Source organism: Burkholderia pyrrocinia (assembly GCF_001028665.1).
Taxonomy (GTDB): domain Bacteria; phylum Pseudomonadota; class Gammaproteobacteria; order Burkholderiales; family Burkholderiaceae; genus Burkholderia; species Burkholderia pyrrocinia.
In genome coordinates this window covers 236,342-254,954 of sequence record NZ_CP011503.1, presented here as the reverse complement: position 1 = coordinate 254,954, position 18,613 = coordinate 236,342, and the positions used below count along the sequence as shown (strand labels likewise).

At 60.8% G+C, this 18,613-nt stretch carries 15 protein-coding genes, 2 tRNA genes and 3 rRNA genes; 11 read left to right on the top strand and 9 right to left on the bottom strand.

Going from position 1 to position 18,613, the window contains the following annotated elements:
• Positions 1–19 precede the first annotated feature (19 nt).
• Both ABD05_RS01170 and ABD05_RS01165 read right to left on the bottom strand, forming a co-directional pair.
• A complete protein-coding gene (locus tag ABD05_RS01170) occupies positions 20–712 on the bottom strand; it encodes a glutathione binding-like protein (protein WP_047901024.1) in 693 nt (230 codons plus the stop codon).
• 278 nt (positions 713–990) lie between these two features.
• Entirely contained in the window at positions 991–1,782 is a 792-nt protein-coding gene (locus tag ABD05_RS01165; RefSeq protein WP_047898595.1) for an oxepin-CoA hydrolase, alternative type, read from the bottom strand.
• 202 nt (positions 1,783–1,984) lie between these two features.
• On the opposite strand from ABD05_RS01165, the gene ABD05_RS01160 reads away from it, so the two are divergent.
• Entirely contained in the window at positions 1,985–2,641 is a 657-nt protein-coding gene (locus ABD05_RS01160) for a glutathione S-transferase family protein (RefSeq protein ID WP_047898594.1), read from the top strand.
• A gap of 44 nt (positions 2,642–2,685) precedes the next feature.
• Here ABD05_RS01160 and ABD05_RS01155 read toward each other — a convergent pair whose 3' ends face one another.
• Entirely contained in the window at positions 2,686–3,858 is a 1,173-nt protein-coding gene (locus tag ABD05_RS01155; RefSeq protein WP_047898593.1) for a pyridoxal phosphate-dependent aminotransferase, read from the bottom strand.
• Positions 3,859–3,891: 33 nt separating this feature from the next.
• A complete protein-coding gene (locus ABD05_RS01150; RefSeq protein WP_047898592.1) occupies positions 3,892–4,389 on the bottom strand; it encodes a putative toxin-antitoxin system toxin component, PIN family in 498 nt (165 codons plus the stop codon).
• A 57-nt stretch (positions 4,390–4,446) separates the two neighbouring features.
• Between ABD05_RS01150 and yaaA the strand changes: the two genes are divergently transcribed.
• Complete coding sequence (yaaA, locus tag ABD05_RS01145; RefSeq protein ID WP_047898591.1) at positions 4,447–5,229, top strand: peroxide stress protein YaaA; 783 nt, start codon at positions 4,447–4,449, stop codon at positions 5,227–5,229.
• A gap of 137 nt (positions 5,230–5,366) precedes the next feature.
• Complete coding sequence (locus tag ABD05_RS01140) at positions 5,367–6,521, top strand: M14 family metallopeptidase (protein ID WP_047898590.1); 1,155 nt, start codon at positions 5,367–5,369, stop codon at positions 6,519–6,521.
• Between the two features lie 82 nt (positions 6,522–6,603).
• Here ABD05_RS01140 and ABD05_RS01135 read toward each other — a convergent pair whose 3' ends face one another.
• From ABD05_RS01135 to ABD05_RS01120, 4 genes are all read right to left on the bottom strand, one after another.
• Positions 6,604–7,257, bottom strand: coding sequence for a BspC domain-containing protein (locus ABD05_RS01135; RefSeq protein ID WP_047898589.1), 654 nt, complete (start codon positions 7,255–7,257; stop codon positions 6,604–6,606).
• A gap of 139 nt (positions 7,258–7,396) precedes the next feature.
• The gene (locus ABD05_RS01130) at positions 7,397–8,071 is read right to left on the bottom strand and encodes an energy-coupling factor ABC transporter permease (RefSeq protein WP_047898588.1); all 675 of its coding nucleotides are present in this window, start codon (positions 8,069–8,071) and stop codon (positions 7,397–7,399) included.
• A gap of 74 nt (positions 8,072–8,145) precedes the next feature.
• A complete protein-coding gene (locus tag ABD05_RS01125) occupies positions 8,146–8,982 on the bottom strand; it encodes a response regulator transcription factor (protein ID WP_047898587.1) in 837 nt (278 codons plus the stop codon).
• Positions 8,983–9,194: 212 nt separating this feature from the next.
• Entirely contained in the window at positions 9,195–10,412 is a 1,218-nt protein-coding gene (locus ABD05_RS01120; protein WP_047898586.1) for a DUF2863 family protein, read from the bottom strand.
• 566 nt (positions 10,413–10,978) lie between these two features.
• Between ABD05_RS01120 and ABD05_RS01115 the strand changes: the two genes are divergently transcribed.
• The 8 genes from ABD05_RS01115 (at position 10,979) to ABD05_RS01085 (ending at position 17,684) form a co-directional block, all read left to right on the top strand.
• Positions 10,979–12,511: ribosomal RNA gene (locus ABD05_RS01115) — 16S ribosomal RNA — on the top strand.
• A gap of 62 nt (positions 12,512–12,573) precedes the next feature.
• Positions 12,574–12,650, top strand: a tRNA-Ile gene (locus tag ABD05_RS01110).
• Positions 12,651–12,692: 42 nt separating this feature from the next.
• A tRNA-Ala gene (locus ABD05_RS01105) sits at positions 12,693–12,768 on the top strand.
• A gap of 290 nt (positions 12,769–13,058) precedes the next feature.
• Positions 13,059–15,940: ribosomal RNA gene (locus ABD05_RS01100) — 23S ribosomal RNA — on the top strand.
• Positions 15,941–16,071: 131 nt separating this feature from the next.
• Positions 16,072–16,184: ribosomal RNA gene (gene rrf, locus ABD05_RS01095) — 5S ribosomal RNA — on the top strand.
• Together the 16S, 23S and 5S rRNA genes with 2 tRNA genes alongside form the textbook arrangement of a ribosomal RNA operon.
• Before the next feature lie 250 nt (positions 16,185–16,434).
• Positions 16,435–16,839 (top strand): Cu(I)-responsive transcriptional regulator, encoded by a 405-nt coding sequence (gene cueR, locus ABD05_RS01090; RefSeq protein WP_047898585.1) that lies wholly within the window; start codon positions 16,435–16,437, stop codon positions 16,837–16,839.
• 216 nt (positions 16,840–17,055) lie between these two features.
• Positions 17,056–17,202 (top strand): DUF3563 family protein, encoded by a 147-nt coding sequence (locus ABD05_RS35530; protein ID WP_080970925.1) that lies wholly within the window; start codon positions 17,056–17,058, stop codon positions 17,200–17,202.
• 113 nt (positions 17,203–17,315) lie between these two features.
• Complete coding sequence (locus ABD05_RS01085; RefSeq protein ID WP_047898584.1) at positions 17,316–17,684, top strand: hypothetical protein; 369 nt, start codon at positions 17,316–17,318, stop codon at positions 17,682–17,684.
• Between the two features lie 15 nt (positions 17,685–17,699).
• Here ABD05_RS01085 and ABD05_RS01080 read toward each other — a convergent pair whose 3' ends face one another.
• On the bottom strand, positions 17,700–18,545 hold the full coding sequence (locus ABD05_RS01080; RefSeq protein WP_047898583.1) for a 23S rRNA (adenine(2030)-N(6))-methyltransferase RlmJ: 846 nt from the start codon (positions 18,543–18,545) through the stop codon (positions 17,700–17,702).
• Positions 18,546–18,613: the final 68 nt, after the last annotated feature.

Sequence of the window (18,613 nt, the reverse complement as noted above, 5' to 3'; positions counted from 1 at the left end):
ACCGCGCTTCACGTGCGTGTCAGTGTTTCGCGTATTGCGTCGCGCCGAACAGTACCTCACGTGCCTTGTCGTCCTGCAGTGCCTTGCGCATCGATGCGAGTACTTCGACGCCGCGCTGTACGGCCGGCCGTGCGGCGATCGCCTCGTGCCAGCGCTTCACGTTCGGCAGTTCGTCGAGCACGATGCCCTGGTTTTGCCACGAGCGCGTCCACGGGAACGTCGCTATGTCTGCGATCGTGTACGCGTCGCCCGCGAGATATTCCGATTCGCCGAGGCGCTTTTCCATCACGTTGTACAGGCGCTTCGCTTCGTTCGTGTAGCGGTTGAACGCGTACTCGATCTTCTCCGGCGCGTACAACCGGAAATGGTGCGCCTGCCCGAGCATCGGGCCGACACCGCCCATCTGGAACATCAGCCACTCGAGCGTCGCATAGCGCGCGGCCGGATCGGTCGGCAGGAACTTGCCGGTCTTCTCCGCGAGGTAGATCAGGATCGCGCCCGATTCGAACAACGAGATCGGCTGGCCGCCGGGGCCGTCCGGATCGACGATCGCCGGGATCTTGTTGTTCGGGCTGATCTTCAGGAACTCGGGCTTGAACTGGTCGCCCGCACCGATATCGACCGGAAGGGCACGATAGGCGAGGCCCGTTTCCTCGAGCATGATGTGCACCTTGTGGCCGTTCGGGGTCGCCCAGCTATAGACGTCGATCATCGTCAACTCCTTGGTTGCATGCGCGAAAACGGCGCAGGCAGCGCGCCGCGACAGGCGGCCATTAGAGCATGGATCGACGCGGACTGCTGGCGACGGAAACGTGCGTGCGCAGGTGTACGCGCAGCCGAGCGGGAGATCGTCGCCGACATTGCGCGCGCCTTACTCTGGCGCACTTTTTGTGCGTACTGCCGCGCCAGTTCCGCCATCGGGCACGCGCGACGTCCGGCGTCCAGCGCCTGCACGATCGTCGCCGGACGGTCCTCGTCGACCGACGCTGATCAGCGCTTGTAGCGGGGCTGGCGTTTCTCGAGAAAGGCGGTGATGCCTTCGAGCGCGTCCGCATGGTGCAGCGAGGCGACGAAATGATCGCGCTCGGTGCCGAGATGCGGTTCGAGCGGCTGCGTCGCCGCGTCGTCGAGCAGCGACTTGATGCGCGTGAGCGCGTTCGGCGAGATGCCGGCGAGCGCATCGGCCCATGCCAGCGCGTCGGTCAGCGCTGCGCCGGGCACGGCGAGCCGGTTGACCACGCCGAGCGCATGCAGGCGTTCGGCCGCGACCGGCTTGCCTTCGAACAGGATCTCGGCCGCGATCGCACGCGGCAGCGCGCGCGCGAGGAACCACGAGCCGCCGCCGTCGGGCGTCAGGCCCACACGCGCGTACGACATCACGAACTTCGCATCGTGCGCGGCGACGATCAGGTCGCATGCGAGCGCGAGCGAAAAGCCCGCGCCGGCCGCGGCACCTTCGACCGCCGCGATCACCGGCTTCGTCGATTCGCGAATCGCCGTCACCCATGCGCCGAGTTGATCGATGCTGTCGGCCTGGTAGGACGGATCCTTCGAGCGGTTGTCGAGCAGCCGGTTCAGGTTGCCGCCTGCGCAGAAGAAGCGATCTGCGCCCGTCAGCACGACCGCGCGAATCCCGGGATCGCGCTCGGCGGTGGCGAGTGCTTCGACACCGGCCGCGTACATGTCGGGATGCAGCGCGTTGCGCGCGCCGGGATTGGATAGCGTGAGGACGAGCGTCGAATCGCTCTCGGGCGGACGCGAGGCCAGCAGTTCAGCACTCATGCGAGCGTGTCTCCATCGGATGGCGCCGCTGCGGCGCCGAACGTGTTGCGTGGACAGGCAGCGCTGCTGCCGCAGCGGATGTAATGTTGTCGTGACGAACGCAAAACTTGTTTTAGACTAGCACGAACGTGCTTTTCAGCGCGACGAATCCCGATGCGGCCGGCGTCGTCGCGGCCGCGCTCTCGCAAGGAAGGAGACTCCGATGCTACAGCTGTGCGGTATTCCGTTGTCCAACTATTACAACAAGGTGAAGTTCGTCTTGCTCGAGCACGACATCCCGTTCGAGGAGTCGGTGTGCGGTTTGCCGATCAGCGATCCGGCCCAGCTCGCCGATTCTCCGCTCGGCAAGATTCCGTTCCTGAGGACCGAAGAGGGCGCGCTGTTCGAGTCGCAGGTGATCATCGAGTACCTGGCGGCGCGCTATCCCGAGAAAGCCATCTTTCCGGCGGAGCCGTTCGCGGCGGCGAAGGTGCGCGAACTGGTCGAAACGCTCGAGTTGTATCTCGAATGGATGGCGCGCGAGGTCTATACGGAAGCGTTTTTCGGCGGCAAGGTCAGCGACGGGATGAAGGCGCACGTCGAGAAGCGCCTGCCGCGCGCGATCGATGCGTTCAAGCAGATGACGCAGTTTTCGCCGTATGTGCTCGGCGCGTCGTTCAGCCTCGCGGACATCGCTGCATCGATCCATCTGCCGGTCATCGGGATGGCGACGAAGGCCGTGTTCGGACGCGACTTCCTGCTCGATGCGGGCATCGACTGGAAGGCTCACGCGAAGAAGGTCGGTGAGCGTGCTGCCGCGCAGCGCGTGGCAGCCGAACGCAAGGCGTATGTCGAGGCGACGAGCGGCGCGCGTTCGTAAGCGCGATTCTCCGGCCGGGCGGCGCGTGGCCGCCCGCGCTGGACCTACAGGCGAGCGAGCCGTTCGAGTGCGGATGCGAGCGTGCTTTCCTGCTTCGCGAAGCAGAAACGTACGACACCCGATTCGTGCGGCTCGTGATAGAACGCCGACACCGGAATGGCGGCCACGCCGATTTCCGACGTGAGCCACTTCGAGAATTCTGCTTCGGGCAGGTCGCTGATCGCCGAGTAATCGACACACTGGAAGTACGTGCCCGTGCACGGCAGCAGCTTGAAGCGCGTGCGCTCGAGGCCGTCCCGGAAGAAGTCGCGCTTCTTCTGGTAGAAGCCGGCGAGCGACAGGTACGGTGCCGGGTCGCGCAGGTAATCGGCGAGCCCGATCTGCATCGGCGTATTCACCGTGAATACGTTGAACTGGTGGACCTTGCGGAATTCCGCGGTCAGCGCGGCAGGCGCCGCGACATAGCCGACCTTCCAGCCCGTCACGTGATAGGTCTTGCCGAAGCTCGACACGATGAAGCTGCGTGCGGCGAGTTCCGGATAGCGTGCGACGCTTTCGTGGCGCGCGCCGTCGTAGACCATGTGCTCGTAGACCTCGTCCGACAGGATCAGCACGTTGGTGCCGCGCACGATCTCCTCGAGCTTGCGCATGTCCGCCTCGCGCCACACGGTACCCGTCGGGTTATGCGGCGTGTTGATCAGGATCATGCGCGTTTTCGGCGTGATCGCGGCTGCGAGACGGTCGAACGGGATCGCGTAGTCGGGCGCCTCCAGCGTGACGAATACCGGCTTGCCTCCTGCGAGTTCGATCGACGGCAGGTAGCTGTCATAGGTCGGTTCGACGACGATCACTTCGTCGCCCGGATGCACCGCGCACAGGATTGCCGTCAGCAGCGCTTGCGTCGCGCCGGCCGTCACCGTGATCTCGGTGGCCGGATCGTAGCGCCGGCCGTAGACGTGCGCGATCTTGTCGGCGATCGCGTCGCGCAGCGGTGCGACACCGGCCATCGGCGGATACTGGTTGTGCCCGTTGCGCATTGCGGTCGCGACCGCGTCGACGATGCGCGGATCGCAATCGAAATCCGGGAAGCCCTGGCCGAGGTTCACGGCGCCTTTTTCGGCGGCAAGCGCGCTCATGACCGTGAAGATCGTCGTGCCGACGTTCGGCAGGCGCGAGGGGAAAACGGGAGTCGTTGGCATGTCTGAAGGAGCGTTCATCGATACGGTCGAAATCGGGTGATGGCGTGTGCGTCAGGCCGGCGTGGCAGGGGGGGGCGGCGCGGCGTCGAGCGCGCAGGCCTCGGCAAACGGCGCGGGTTGCGCGATCCGGAAGCCGAAGTCGCGTGCGGTGCGCTTCGCGAGCTTGAGCAGCGCACGGTCTTTCGAGACGAGCCACTCGGCCTGCGCGGCGCGGGCGAGTTCGAGAAACTTCTGGTCGTCGCGGTCCTTGCACTTCGGCAGCGGCGGCGCGTCGGCATCGACGGGCGGCGGCTCGACGAGGCTCGCGAGGCGGGCGACGGTCGCGAGCGCGGCGGCCTTGTCGATCGCACGCGCCTGGAACTGCGGATAATCGAGCACGTATTCGAGTTCGGTCAGGCAGCGGCCGTCGATCACGGCGGCAAGCGCGCCGCGTTCCAGTGCAGCACGGATCGGGCGCGTAGCGGGGTCGTCGAATACGAGGATGTCGATCCAGACGTTCGAGTCGAGCACGACGCGATGCGCGGCGTGCGGGGCGAGAGAGCGGGTCATTCGTTACAATCGGTGGTTTTCGTCTGACCGCAAGGCACGGCGTGCCAGCGAGCCTCTATGATAATCGTTCTCTCTCCCGCCAAATCCCTCGACTACGATACGCCCGCGCACGTCCAGTCTTACACGAAGCCTGCATTCGTCGACGACGCGTCCGAGCTGATCGACGGCCTGCGCAAGTTGTCGCCGCAGGACATCGCGACGCTGATGGATATTTCCGATCCGCTCGCGCGCCTGAACTTCCAGCGCTACGCGGACTGGTCGCCGACCTTTACGCCGGCCAATGCGAAACAGGCCGTGCTGGCGTTCAACGGTGACGTCTACGAAGGATTCGACGCGAAATCGCTGTCGCCCGCCGATCTCGACTACGCGCAGCAGCATGTGCGCGTGCTGTCGGGCCTGTACGGGCTGCTGCGCCCGCTCGACCTGCTGCAGCCGTACCGGCTCGAGATGGGCACGCGCTTCGCGAACGCGCGCGGCAAGGATCTGTACGCGTTCTGGGGCGACCGCATCACGCGGGCGCTGAACGAGCAGCTCGAGACGCGCAGCGGCGCGGCGCGCGTGCTGGTCAACTGCGCGTCGACCGAGTACTTCAAGTCGGTCAAGCCGAAACTGCTGGCCGCACCCGTCATCACGCCGGTGTTCGAGGACTGGAAGGGCGGCCGCTACAAGATCATCAGCTTCCATGCGAAGCGTGCGCGCGGCCTGATGGCACGTTTTATCGTCGAGAACCGTATTACCGAGCCGAAGGCGCTGAAGGAATTCGCGACGGAAGGCTATGTGTTCGACGCGGCTGCGTCGAACGATTCGACTTACGTATATCGCCGGCGAGTCGGCGAGTGACCATGCCGGCCATTCACGAGATGGTCGGCGCATGCATGAGGCCGGACAAGCGGCACACCGCCCGTTCCGGCCGACCGCTTTGCATGGGACCGGAGTAAGTGCTGAAGCACTAACTCCGGTCGACAGAGGAGAGACAGATGACCCTTTCGATCACCAGCAATTTCGACGCAGGCGCAATCGACGTCGTGTCGTGCGACAGCCCCGATGCGATTCGGCTGCGCGTGCGCGGCGACAGCCGCTCGGAATTCGCGCAGTGGTTTTACTACCGCTTGACGGGCGCGCGCGGCGAGCGGTGCGTGATGACGTTCGAGAACGCGGCCGAATGCGCATATCCGTCCGGCTGGCGCAATTACAGCGCGGTGGCGAGCTACGACCGGGTCGACTGGTTCCGCGTGCCGACGACGTTCGACGGCAAGACGATGACCATCGACCATACGCCGGAGTTCGACAGTATCTACTACGCGTATTTCGAACCGTACTCGGAGGAGCGCCACGCCGCATTTCTCGGCGCGGTCCAGCAGTTGCCGCAGGCGAGCGTCGTCGAGCTCGGACGCACGGTCGAAGGCCGCCCGATGTCGCTGCTGACGCTCGGCACGCCGGAAACCGACGGCGTGCCGAAGAAGAAGGTGTGGATCATCGCGCGCCAGCATCCGGGCGAGACGATGGCCGAGTGGTTCGTCGAAGGCCTCGTCAAGCGGCTGGCCGGATGGGGCGACTGGACCGGCGATCCGGTCGCGCGCAAGCTCTACGATCGCGCGACGTTCTACATCGTCCCGAACATGAACCCGGACGGCAGCGTGCACGGCAATCTGCGCACCAACGCGGCAGGGGCGAACCTGAACCGCGAATGGATGACGCCCGATGCCGAGCGCAGCCCCGAGGTGCTGGCCGTGCGCGATGCGATCCACGCGATCGGTTGCGACATGTTTTTCGACATTCACGGCGACGAGGATCTGCCGTACGTGTTCGTTGCCGGTTCGGAAATGCTGCCGAGCTTTACCGAGCAGCAGGGCAAGGAGCAGACCGCGTTCATCGACGCGTTCAAGGTCGCGAGCCCGGACTTCCAGACCGAGCATGGCTATGCGGCGAGCAAGTACAAGGAGGACGCGCTCAAGCTCGCGTCGAAGTACATCGGTCACCAGTTCGGCTGCCTGTCGCTGACGCTCGAGATGCCGTTCAAGGACAACGCGAACCTGCCCGACGAGCGTGTCGGCTGGAACGGTGAGCGCAGTGCGGCGCTCGGTGCAGCGATGCTGGCCGCGATCCTGGTACACATCGATACGTTCGCGTAAGCGTATCGTCGTCGCATGAAAAAAGCCGGGGCATCTCAGGATGCTCCGGCTTTTTTGCTTCTGTCGTTGCCGCTGCGTCGTATCAGGACTTCTTCGCGGTTTTCTTCTTCACGGCTTTCGTCTGGCCGCCTGATTTCTTCGTTGCGACGGCCTTCTTGCCGGTGCGGCCCGATGCCTTTGCCTTTGCCTTGCCCCGGTGCGATTTTCCCTTGAACTTCTTCGTCGAAGACGTGGAGCGCTCGACGCGCGGCTTCAGCGGCGGAACGGGGTCGTTCCAGCTGAACGCGAGCATTTGCTGGCCGACATAGCCGCAACGGAATTTCAGCGGAGTCGGGTCGCTGCCGTCGCTGTGGACGCCGAGTCCGTCGACCGTGACGATGTTGTCGACCTTCACGCGCTGCTTGCCCTGGTCGAACGAGTCGTTCCACGGCGTGATCGTCGCGTTGCCGCTGTCGAATGTGTTCGGCGCGAAGTCGACGCGGTCGAAGGCCGACGACGTGCTGGCGATGAAGCTGCCGTGTGCCGCACAATCGGCCGCGAGCGGATCGGCATGCATTTCGTTGACGAATTTGTTGATCAGTTCGGAGCGCTGGTCGAGCAGGTCGGCGAATACCGGTGTCGGAAGCGCAAGCGACAGGCCCGCGACACAGGCTGCCAGCTTGCCGAGCGCCCGGAGAATCCGGAGCGAGGCAGGTGAGCTGTCCATCTGGTTATTGGTGAGGAGCGAAGGAGACATCGGGCACGTATAGATGCCCGATGAAGAACAGGAGTTCAATCTTAGCGTAAAAAAGTTGTGCGACAGTAGACGGCCTATTCTCCCGCGCTGCGGAAGATGCCGCCGGCACGTACTGACGGTGCCCCGATCCGGATGAATTTCAGGCGCGCGGGCCGCCCAGGCGATAGCGCCGGACGTCGAAGGTCGTGACCCACGCAGGGCGATAGACGGCAATGAGTGCCGTCGCCATGCCGGTGAACCACGCTTCGCCGAGCGCGAGCAGCGCAGTGTTCAACAGATAGCCGGCAGGAATCACGACAGGCACGCCATCCGCGAGGGCGAGCTGGACGCCGGCTGCGGCAGCGGCGACCGCGATGATCGCAATGGCCGGCGACAGGAATCCCTGGCCGGTGATGAACGACGCGAGGTTGTGCGGCAGCCATGCGAGCGCGGCGCGCTGCAGCAACGCCGACACGGCGACAGGCAGCGCACCGTAGATCAGATAGGTCAGGCCGATGCCCTGCCACGGCGCGTCGAAGATGATCGCGGCAACCGCCGTGACGGCACCCATCGCAATCAGCGCGAGCGTCCAGTCGAACAGCGTGACGAGCAGCGTTGCGCCAAGCAGATGCATGACGATGCCATCATCGAGCCACGCATTCGAGGCCCAGAGGACCGCGATTGCGGTGACGAGCGCGAGCCACACGTGCTGGAGTGTGGCGTCCTGAAGGCGCACGAAGGGACGATTCCAGAGCGCGAGCGCGAGCAGGGCCACGGCGGCGATCCAGCCACCGATGCCAACCCAGAGCGGAAGCGGTGTGAAAAGAAAACCCATGCGTTCATATTACTCGTTGAGCATCAAAGGTGGGAATCCGCACATGTCGACCGTCGCAATATCGAGACTGTCTGCTAGCGCTCGCGCCGGAACCGTGCCCGCGGTTCGGCGGCGAGTGGCAAGTCCTGCGTGCCCGCATGCGCGGCAGGCAACGGGTACGGATGATCGTTCCGTTGCGTGCGCAGTGGAGCCGGGCCGCGTTCGCCGACGGCAGGCTTGCGCGCACGGTTGCGGTTCGCCAGCAGCACTTCGAGGTGCGGCGACAGCCAGCCGTTGTAGATTGCAACCGCGGCGGCGCGGTTGACGGCGCCCAACTGCTGGAAGATGCTGGCGAGGTGAATTTTCACGGTGCCCTCGCTGATGCCGAGCGTACGGGCAATCATCTTGTTCGTGCTGCCCATGTGGACGAAGCGCATGATCTGCGCTTGCCTCGGCGACAACAGGCCGCTCGGCGGGCGGCGGGGCAACGATCCGGCGAGCGTCTGGAAATGGGCCTCGTGGCGTGCCGCGGCCGCGGAGGGGAACAGGCGGAGCGCGATCGGCGGGATGTAGTGTCCGCCCAGCAGCACCATCTCGAGCGCACGCACGATCAAGTGCGGCCGCGTGGAATGCGGGATCACGCCTGCGACACCGTAGTTGAAGAAGCGCTGGATGGATTCCGGCGAGGCTTCGTCGATCAGCACGGCCGCGGGCGTCGGCGAGCAGGCGCTGCAGAGTGCCTGCAGTTCGCTCAGCCGGCCAACGTCCAGCCAGTCGATCGCGACGAGGTCGAAACGCTGGGTGCGCAGCAGCCGGCGCGCCTGGAAGCCGTCGGGCGCATCGTTGATGCTGGCGTGACGGTCGATCTGCCGCAGCAGGGCCTTCAGTCCGTCACGCCGTTCGGCGTCTGAATTGAGCACCAGGAACCGCATATTCAACCTCCATAAGGGTGAGTCATTGATCTGCTGTCGGGCATGCGTTGGCCCCGATAATGACAAAGACCTTACACGATGTCTGCTTGGCTGAAAGGCTTAGGAAAAGTCCGAAATTTTCGGAGAGGGAGTACCGGACAAGAAAAAAGCCGCTCCGGCGGGAACCGGGAGCGGCTTCGGGCGGGCAGGCCGTTCGGGCCTGCTGCGAGCGGTCAGTGGAAGTGCGGCTGGGCAGGCGATGCGTCTTCCGGCATTTCCGCATGGACGATTTCGCCGAGCGGATCTGCGTAGAGCGGCACGCCGCAGTCATCGCAGTATTCGGGTTCGAAGCGGCCCGCGTGCCGGCGGACGTCGGTTACGCCGCATTCCTTCAGCAGGCTCACGATTTCCTCGAGCGGCCCTTCGATCGGCGCCTCGCCTTCGAGCGTCGCGCTGTCGATCGACACGTCGCCGTTTTCACGGCCGTAAAGTGGCCACACGACGCCATAGATCACGTCGTTGCTCGCACGCCGCGTGAAGCCGACACGGTACTCGTCGATACGGCGTTCGCCGAAGCCGGCGACCACCGCGCGGAGTTCCTGCGGTGCGGTACCAAGTGTGTCGAAAAGATAACGAATGGCGGTTCGCACCGTGTGTGGACGGATGCGCTCGTCCGCATCGCGGCAGGCCGAGTAGTACGCGTCCGGAAGCAGGCACTCGAACTCACATCCGGGCAGTGCGATCGACAGATTCGGGCCGCCCTGAGCCGTCCACTGTTCGAGGCACTGACCGCGCTCGATCCGGCTGCCGCTTTCTTCTTCCTGCCAGCGGAACAGCGGTGCGCCGGCGGGCGCGGCGACGACGGCGAGCAGGAAGCGCGGGTCGGCCAGGATCGGCGAGGTTTCGGGCAGATCGCCGAAGCTGAGCTTGGGCGTGTGCTGACCGATCGCCGCATGTGCGAGCTGCTGGGCAAGGCGGTAGGTCTCGACGTGATGCCGCGGCAACTGGTCGATGCTGTAGAGGAACGGTGCGAGCCCGACGAGCGTGCCGTTCGCAAGGACATGAGCCTGCAGGTGCGTTCGCAGTGCGTCGGCAACGTCGCCCTTGAGCGGGCCTGACGGAATCATGTAGCGCGTCCATGCGAGAACCGGGACGGCAACCAGCAGCGCATCGTACGGCTGGCCGTCGTGCTCGATCACCATCGACTCGCTGTGGGTCTCGGCCATGTCGGCGAGCGCGCCGTAGGCGTCGGGATGATTCTGTTGCAGATGGTCGAGCGCTGCGTCGAGCGTGGTCTGGTTGCCGTTGCGGACAATCTTGGCGAGCAGCGCGTCGAGCTTCGCTTCCCAGAAGCGATCCTCGATGCGGCTACCCGAGGCGAAGAGCGCAAGCGACAGACCAACCAGTTTGTCGGCATCGGGGGGGAGGCGTTTGGCGATTCGCTGGCGCATATTAAAGACGTATATAGAAAGAGGCGAAGAACCTCACATTCTAGTCCGTTCTTTGCACCATAAGCGGTCTCGTGCCCAGGCATGGCCGGACGGCGGAATTGCGGCCCTCGCAAAAAGTTTCTTCGAACCCCTTGCGCGATTGCCGAGGGCTGCTTAGAATCACGCCTCTTTCGCGCTAACGGAAACGCAGCGCGGGAGAGGGGAAGCGAAGTCGGAGGTGTGCAGCAGGTTGCCGCGCACGGCTGGCGAAGGAAGATGGACCCCGCAGTCGCAACGAAGTCGTTAAAAAGTTGTTGACGATCTGCGAAACACGGTTCATAATCTCGCTTCTCTGCTGCTGAAAACGCAGCGCTGCTGGGAAACGCGATGTTCCTCGCAGAAATGCTCTTTAAAAATTAACAGCCGATAAGTGTGGGCGCTTGATGGAAGCGAGCTGATCCTCGGATCAGATAGCGAAAGTATCAAGAGTCTCACACTAAAGTAAGTCAGGTTTATGAAGCAATTCATATTCCTGTCAGCTTTGAGTGAGCGACCGGTTCGAAAGAACCGAAAACAGTAACAGGTTTAAACTGAAGAGTTTGATCCTGGCTCAGATTGAACGCTGGCGGCATGCCTTACACATGCAAGTCGAACGGCAGCACGGGTGCTTGCACCTGGTGGCGAGTGGCGAACGGGTGAGTAATACATCGGAACATGTCCTGTAGTGGGGGATAGCCCGGCGAAAGCCGGATTAATACCGCATACGATCTACGGATGAAAGCGGGGGACCTTCGGGCCTCGCGCTATAGGGTTGGCCGATGGCTGATTAGCTAGTTGGTGGGGTAAAGGCCTACCAAGGCGACGATCAGTAGCTGGTCTGAGAGGACGACCAGCCACACTGGGACTGAGACACGGCCCAGACTCCTACGGGAGGCAGCAGTGGGGAATTTTGGACAATGGGCGAAAGCCTGATCCAGCAATGCCGCGTGTGTGAAGAAGGCCTTCGGGTTGTAAAGCACTTTTGTCCGGAAAGAAATCCTTGGTTCTAATATAGCCGGGGGATGACGGTACCGGAAGAATAAGCACCGGCTAACTACGTGCCAGCAGCCGCGGTAATACGTAGGGTGCGAGCGTTAATCGGAATTACTGGGCGTAAAGCGTGCGCAGGCGGTTTGCTAAGACCGATGTGAAATCCCCGGGCTCAACCTGGGAACTGCATTGGTGACTGGCAGGCTAGAGTATGGCAGAGGGGGGTAGAATTCCACGTGTAGCAGTGAAATGCGTAGAGATGTGGAGGAATACCGATGGCGAAGGCAGCCCCCTGGGCCAATACTGACGCTCATGCACGAAAGCGTGGGGAGCAAACAGGATTAGATACCCTGGTAGTCCACGCCCTAAACGATGTCAACTAGTTGTTGGGGATTCATTTCCTTAGTAACGTAGCTAACGCGTGAAGTTGACCGCCTGGGGAGTACGGTCGCAAGATTAAAACTCAAAGGAATTGACGGGGACCCGCACAAGCGGTGGATGATGTGGATTAATTCGATGCAACGCGAAAAACCTTACCTACCCTTGACATGGTCGGAATCCTGCTGAGAGGTGGGAGTGCTCGAAAGAGAACCGATACACAGGTGCTGCATGGCTGTCGTCAGCTCGTGTCGTGAGATGTTGGGTTAAGTCCCGCAACGAGCGCAACCCTTGTCCTTAGTTGCTACGCAAGAGCACTCTAAGGAGACTGCCGGTGACAAACCGGAGGAAGGTGGGGATGACGTCAAGTCCTCATGGCCCTTATGGGTAGGGCTTCACACGTCATACAATGGTCGGAACAGAGGGTTGCCAACCCGCGAGGGGGAGCTAATCCCAGAAAACCGATCGTAGTCCGGATTGCACTCTGCAACTCGAGTGCATGAAGCTGGAATCGCTAGTAATCGCGGATCAGCATGCCGCGGTGAATACGTTCCCGGGTCTTGTACACACCGCCCGTCACACCATGGGAGTGGGTTTTACCAGAAGTGGCTAGTCTAACCGCAAGGAGGACGGTCACCACGGTAGGATTCATGACTGGGGTGAAGTCGTAACAAGGTAGCCGTATCGGAAGGTGCGGCTGGATCACCTCCTTTCCAGAGCTTCTCGCAAAATTGAGCGCTCACGCTTATCGGCTGTAAATTAAAGACAGACTCAGGGGTCTGTAGCTCAGTCGGTTAGAGCACCGTCTTGATAAGGCGGGGGTCGTTGGTTCGAATCCAACCAGACCCACCAATGTCTTGTCTGGCGGTAGTACCTGAGGATATCTGTACTCATGGGGGCATAGCTCAGCTGGGAGAGCACCTGCTTTGCAAGCAGGGGGTCGTCGGTTCGATCCCGTCTGCCTCCACCAATCTTCAATGGGAAGCGTTTGGATCACACGAAAGTGACGTGTGAGACGAGCATTTGCCATTGGCGATTGAGCCAGTCAGAGTGATACGTAGTATGTATCGGCTGTCGTTCTTTAACAATCTGGAAGAAGTAAGTAATTTGGATAGCGGAAGCGTCTTGAGATGGACGTGAAAACTATCCGGGTTGTGATTGTATCGATGTATCTCAAGATGATTCGAACTCTATGTTTGACTCAATTGGAATACGGCACAACGCGAGAACTCAACCTGTAACGAGACAGACTCGTTATAGGGTCAAGCGAACAAGTGCATGTGGTGGATGCCTTGGCGATCACAGGCGATGAAGGACGCGGTAGCCTGCGAAAAGCTACGGGGAGCTGGCAAACGAGCTTTGATCCGTAGATGTCCGAATGGGGAAACCCGGCCCTTTTGGGTCATCCTAGACTGAATACATAGGTCTAGTGAAGCGAACGCGGTGAACTGAAACATCTAAGTAACCGCAGGAAAAGAAATCAACCGAGATTCCCAAAGTAGTGGCGAGCGAAATGGGATGAGCCTTGTACTCTTTATTTGTATTGTTAGCCGAACGCTCTGGAAAGTGCGGCCATAGCAGGTGATAGCCCTGTAGGCGAAAACAGTATGAAAGAACTAAGTGTACGACAAGTAGGGCGGGACACGTGAAATCCTGTCTGAAGATGGGGGGACCATCCTCCAAGGCTAAATACTCGTGATCGACCGATAGTGAACCAGTACCGTGAGGGAAAGGCGAAAAGAACCCCGGGAGGGGAGTGAAATAGATCCTGAAACCGCATGCATACAAACAGTCGGAGCCTCGTAAGGGGTGACGGCGTACCTTTTGTATAATGGGTCAGCGACTTACGTTCAGTAGCAAGCTTAACCGTATAGGGCAGGCGTAGCGAAAGCGAGTCCGAATAGGGCGTTCAGTTGCTGGGCGTAGACCCGAAACCAAGTGATCTATCCATGGCCAGGATGAAGGTGCGGTAACACGTACTGGAGGTCCGAACCCACTAACGTTGAAAAGTTAGGGGATGAGCTGTGGATAGGGGTGAAAGGCTAAACAAACTTGGAAATAGCTGGTTCTCTCCGAAAACTATTTAGGTAGTGCCTCGTGTCTCACCTTCGGGGGTAGAGCACTGTCATGGTTGGGGGGTCTATTGCAGATTACCCCGCCATAGCAAACTCCGAATACCGAAGAGTGCAATCACGGGAGACAGACATCGGGTGCTAACGTCCGGTGTCAAGAGGGAAACAACCCAGACCGCCAGCTAAGGTCCCCAAATATAGCTAAGTGGGAAACGAAGTGGGAAGGCTAAAACAGTCAGGAGGTTGGCTTAGAAGCAGCCACCCTTTAAAGAAAGCGTAATAGCTCACTGATCGAGTCGTCCTGCGCGGAAGATGTAACGGGGCTAAGCTATATACCGAAGCTGCGGATGCGTGCTTTGCACGCATGGTAGGAGAGCGTTCCGTAAGCCTGCGAAGGTGCGTTGAAAAGCGTGCTGGAGGTATCGGAAGTGCGAATGCTGACATGAGTAGCGATAAAGGGGGTGAAAGGCCCCCTCGCCGTAAGCCCAAGGTTTCCTACGCAACGTTCATCGGCGTAGGGTGAGTCGGCCCCTAAGGCGAGGCAGAAATGCGTAGCTGATGGGAAGCAGGTCAATATTCCTGCACCATTGTTAGATGCGATGGGGGGACGGATCGCGGAAGGTTGTCCGGGTGTTGGAAGTCCCGGTCGCTGCATTGGAGAAGGCGCTTAGGCAAATCCGGGCGCGGAATTCAAGGGTGTGGCGCGAGCTCCTTAGGGAGCGAAGCAATTGGAAGTGGTTCCAAGAAAAGCCTCTAAGCTTCAGTCTAACGATGACCGTACCGCAAACCGACACAGGTGGGCGAGATGAGTATTCTAAGGCGCTTGAGAGAACTCGGGAGAAGGAACTCGGCAAATTGGTACCGTAACTTCGGGATAAGGTACGCCCTTGTAGCTTGATGCGCCTGCGCGCAAAGGGTGAAGGGGTTGCAATAAACTGGTGGCTGCGACTGTTTAATAAAAACACAGCACTCTGCAAACACGAAAGTGGACGTATAGGGTGTGACGCCTGCCCGGTGCCGGAAGATTAAATGATGGGGTGCAAGCTCTTGATTGAAGTCCCGGTAAACGGCGGCCGTAACTATAACGGTCCTAAGGTAGCGAAATTCCTTGTCGGGTAAGTTCCGACCTGCACGAATGGCGTAACGATGGCCACACTGTCTCCTCCCGAGACTCAGCGAAGTTGAAGTGTTTGTGATGATGCAATCTACCCGCGGCTAGACGGAAAGACCCCATGAACCTTTACTGTAGCTTTGCATTGGACTTTGAACCGATCTGTGTAGGATAGGTGGGAGGCTATGAAACCGGAACGCTAGTTTCGGTGGAGCCGTCCTTGAAATACCACCCTGGTTTGTTTGAGGTTCTAACCTTGGCCCGTGATCCGGGTCGGGGACAGTGCATGGTAGGCAGTTTGACTGGGGCGGTCTCCTCCCAAAGCGTAACGGAGGAGTACGAAGGTACGCTAGGTACGGTCGGAAATCGTGCTGATAGTGCAATGGCATAAGCGTGCTTAACTGCGAGACCGACAAGTCGAGCAGGTGCGAAAGCAGGTCATAGTGATCCGGTGGTTCTGTATGGAAGGGCCATCGCTCAACGGATAAAAGGTACTCTGGGGATAACAGGCTGATACCGCCCAAGAGTTCATATCGACGGCGGTGTTTGGCACCTCGATGTCGGCTCATCTCATCCTGGGGCTGTAGCCGGTCCCAAGGGTATGGCTGTTCGCCATTTAAAGAGGTACGTGAGCTGGGTTTAAAACGTCGTGAGACAGTTTGGTCCCTATCTGCCGTGGGCGTTGGATATTTGAAGGGGGCTGCTCCTAGTACGAGAGGACCGGAGTGGACGAACCTCTGGTGTACCGGTTGTCACGCCAGTGGCATCGCCGGGTAGCTATGTTCGGAAGAGATAACCGCTGAAAGCATCTAAGCGGGAAACTCGCCTTAAGATGAGATATCCCTGGGGACTAGATCCCCTTGAAGGGTCGTTCGAGACCAGGACGTTGATAGGTCAGGTGTGTAAGCGCAGTAATGCGTTCAGCTAACTGATACTAATTGCCCGTAAGGCTTGATCCTATAACAAGTCTGTTTCGGCTCCAGTGATGTGAGCCAGGACTAGTTGGATTCTCGTGTGTGATACACACAACTCAAAATTACTGCTTCTTCCCGATTGGTCGCGTTGCGAAGCAGCGCGACATCCCTCTTTGCCTGATGACCATAGCGAGTCGGTCCCACCCCTTCCCATCCCGAACAGGACCGTGAAACGACTCTACGCCGATGATAGTGCGGATTCCCGTGTGAAAGTAGGTAATCGTCAGGCTCCCTAAGCCAAGAACCCCCGCCCGAAAGGCGGGGGTTTTTGCATTGGCGCGGACAAAATGCAGGCCGGCCGGGCAACGGGCAGCGCGCTCCATCTCCCACCGACACACGCCTGATCAGTCGTCTTCCATCCCTCTACCTGCGCCCACCGCGGAACGAAACCGCGTGATTTGATACGATCGAAATGTCGTCGGCGATTGGGTTCGTCGACGTTCATGTTTGAAACCGGGGCTTGATGGAGAGGGCGGGGAATGAATATCGGCGATGCGTCGCGCGAATCCGGAGTCAGCGCAAAAATGATCCGGTACTACGAGCAGGTCGGCCTTCTTGCGCCGAGCAAGCGAACCGACGCCGGCTACCGGATCTACGGCGCGGATGAAATCCACATCCTGCGCTTCATCCGTCAGGCGCGACGGCTCGGCTTTCTCGTCGAAGACATCCGCAAGTTGCTGATGCTCTGGCAAGACCGCTCCCGCGCCAGCGCCGAGGTGAAGTCGATCGCCCTCGAGCACGTGGCCGAACTCGACAAGCGCATCGCGGAGCTAAGCAACATGCGCGATACGCTGGCCGACCTGGCCGCGCACTGCCATGGTGATGGACGGCCCGAATGCCCGATTTTGGCGCGCCTGGCCGACCCCGTCAGTGAACCAGATTAGTGCGTGCACTCAAGGCCCGAAATGGGCGTCTGGTTCAACCTCTATAAAAATCAAAGGGTTGCGCGAGATTGACGTGCACCCATTCCGAATTGGAATGGCTTCCATGCAAGTATTTCACTAGCATCTTGGTGCGGCGTCGTTATAATTCGGGAATACCCTATACGGGAAATCCCTGAATCTCGATTCGCCAGGGGTCCCCCTTCCTTGGAGAACATCATGATCGCCTACATCGTCGAAAAGCTGAGCAACTGGTTCGAATCCGCAGAACGTGAGCGCCGTGAGGCTTACCTCGCCACGTCGTCGGACATCGTCCAGCTCGAGCGCCGTATCCGCTCGCTCGAAACCAACGGCTACTCGCTGTAATCGAGTCACCGTCAGGTGCCGTGTGGCACCGAACAATAAGCAAGCCCCGTATTGACGGGGCTTTGTTTTTTTGTGCGCCGGATCTGGCGAAATCGTCGATGCGGCGCTATGGTATGGGCCTGCTTTTCATCGTGAAGGACACGATCATGCGTTTGCGTCTCGATGTGCGTCGCAGTACCCGCGCGCGTCTCGCTCTGGGCGCGGCCGTGCTTGTCCATGGCCTCGCGGCCGGTGCCGCGACTTCGTCCAAACCGCTGATCCTCGATACGCAACGCGGTATCCAGGACGGCAAGGGCGGGTTGGTGCTGCAGACAGCACCTTTGTCTTCCGAGCCGATCGTCGAGCCGGCAGGCATGCGGGCTCCGGCCGGGCAAGCGCCGAACACGTCGGTTCCGCTGTTCGTCGCGCCCTATATCAATGTGCCCGGCTGGGGCGCGCCGCCGGCCAACCAGCCGAGACTCGCACCGAGGCCGCAGCCGTAACTGCCGGCCGGCCGATCAGTTTCCGCGCTGCTCGATCTGACAGCGGGCGCCGCTATCCTGTCCCAGCATCTCGACCAGATAGGGCAGTGCCTCGTTCATGCTCTGCGCGAGCGTATACGGCGGATTCAGGATGAACATCCCGCTGCCGTAGAGGCCCAGCCCATCGGCAGGCGGATTCGACACCGTCAGCGTCAGGTGCAGCCAGTTGTTCGGTTGCAGGCGCTTCAACTGCTCGGGAAAGCGCTGCGATTCCGTCCGCGTGACCTGCGGATACCAGATCGCGTAGCAGCCCGTCGCGAAACGCTTGAGGCATTCCGTCACGCAGCTTACCGTGCGCGCGTAATCCTTCTTGTCCTCGTAGGACGGGTCGATCAGCACGAGTGCGCGTCGCGGCGGTGGCGGCAGCAGCGCCTTGATGCCTTCGAAGCCGTCACCGGCGAAGATCATCGCGCGTCGCCCCGCGTCGCGGAAGTTGTGGCGCAGCACGTCGATTTCCGTCGTGTGCATTTCGAACAGGCGCATGCGGTCCTGCTCGCGCATCGATCGCCATGCGATATACGGGGAACCGGGATAGAAGCGCAGTTCGCCGTCGTCGTTCAGCGCACGTACTTCGTCCACATAATCGCCCAGCGCTTCCGGCAGGTTCTTGTCGTTCCACAGCCGGCCGATGCCGGTGTCGAATTCCGCGGTCTTTGCCGCGTAGCCGTCGCGCAGCGAATACACGCCGGCACCGGCATGCGTGTCGATGTACCAGTACGACTTGTCTTTCTTGTTCAGGTAGCGCAGCAGTTGGACGACGACGGCGTGCTTGAGCACGTCCGCGTGGTTGCCTGCGTGAAAACCGTGACGATAACTGAGCATGGCGGGCTGCCTGAAACAGAAGGTGAATCGATGAAGGCGGTCGATCGGGTGCGGCTGTCAGGCCGGGC